Source organism: Pseudoalteromonas sp. PS5 (assembly GCF_004103255.1).
GTDB lineage: Bacteria > Pseudomonadota > Gammaproteobacteria > Enterobacterales > Alteromonadaceae > Pseudoalteromonas > Pseudoalteromonas peptidolytica.
Map to the genome: position 1 here is coordinate 1 of NZ_RCSQ01000128.1, position 1,339 is coordinate 1,339.

Annotated in this window: 1 protein-coding gene and 1 pseudogene; one reads left to right on the top strand and one right to left on the bottom strand. The window is 43.7% G+C overall.

Going from position 1 to position 1,339, the window contains the following annotated elements:
- A pseudogene (locus D9603_RS21685) lies at positions 1-406 on the top strand (IS5/IS1182 family transposase); the annotation flags it as partial.
- Between the two features lie 84 nt (positions 407-490).
- Here the strand turns inward: D9603_RS21685 and D9603_RS15620 are convergent.
- Positions 491-1,297, bottom strand: coding sequence for a methyltransferase domain-containing protein (locus D9603_RS15620; RefSeq protein ID WP_128732009.1), 807 nt, complete (start codon positions 1,295-1,297; stop codon positions 491-493).
- Positions 1,298-1,339: the final 42 nt, after the last annotated feature.

Here is a 1,339-nt window from a genome sequence, read left to right on the forward strand (position 1 = left end):
GTGCGCTCATGCAATGCACGGCAATCCCTATGATGGTGACACGTTATGGGAAACGTTGAAAATAGTAGAAAACGTCACGGATAAAAGACCATACAACTGTTTTGTAGATAGAGGTTATCGCGGGCACTTTGCAGAACGTTATGATGTGTATATTGCTGGGCAAAAGCGCGGTGTGACGCCGAGTATTAAGAAAAAACTCAAGCGACGCAATGCGATAGAGCCAATCATCGGGCATATGAAACAAGATGGTCACTTGGGGCTTAATCGCTTAAAAGGAAAACTCGGTGACAGGCTTAACGCAGTGCTTGCAGGCGTAGGCCAAAACTGCCGTAAAATCCTAGCTCAACTGCGGCTTTTTTATGCCTGTATTTTATATCAGTTATTAGCAGCGAAAAGCGCTGCGTAATAACCTGTCGATAAAGATGATGCTCAGGCTGGACTGATCTTGTACTGCCAATCTAAGCATCAAAACAACAATATTCAGAATCGACTAATTAATTGGTATTAACATCAGGTGAGTATACTGGCCAATAGAGGCGTATGGCTCTTGGCGATTGTATTTAAGCTCTAACTCAAGCAAAGCATCAAAATCATCATCAGCCTTGTTAAGCTCTCTTAAGTAGTCATGAAAACAGCGTACACCGGTTTTTTGCGCGATAGTTAGCTTAGCTGCTTCTAGCCAAGCCGCCATGTCAGCTTGTTTGATTGGGTTATTTGGGCTGAGCCCTACCTTTTGTTTAACCTTGAGCCCCTTTTGCACATAATCAAAGTTACCGTAGACCATGTTTGCCATTAAATGTGCCTCGTGATTGAAATACATCAAAGAAAGTGCTCCACTTGGTGACACTTGCGCTTTGAGTAAATCAATAGCACTTCGTTGGTCAACTAGCCATTCTAGTACTGCGTGACACATGACCAAGTCGAATTGCCCTAAGCTCAGTTGTGCTATTTCTTGTAATGGCGCACGGATAAAGCGCATACGCTCACACAGTCCCGCTTCATTTGCCCGAATTCTGGCAAGTTCAAGCATCTCGTCAGAGATATCGATAACGGTAACATGGTGCCCAAGCGCGGCTAAGTAAAGTGCTAACTGTCCTTGACCTCCTCCCACATCGAGCACCCGTTTATCAGTTGCGTGACCAAGCCAGTCAAGTTGCGCATGCAGGTCTCGCTGTAACACCGCCTCTCTGATCTTCCCTTTGTTGGTTCCATAGATGTTATTTTTAAACTTATGTGTAAGTTCACCAAAATTTCTATCTGATGGGGCAGGCTTACCTTGATGTTTTCTTTTCGCCATATTGCAATATTTACTTGTACTTATACCAATTAGTCTTAATAC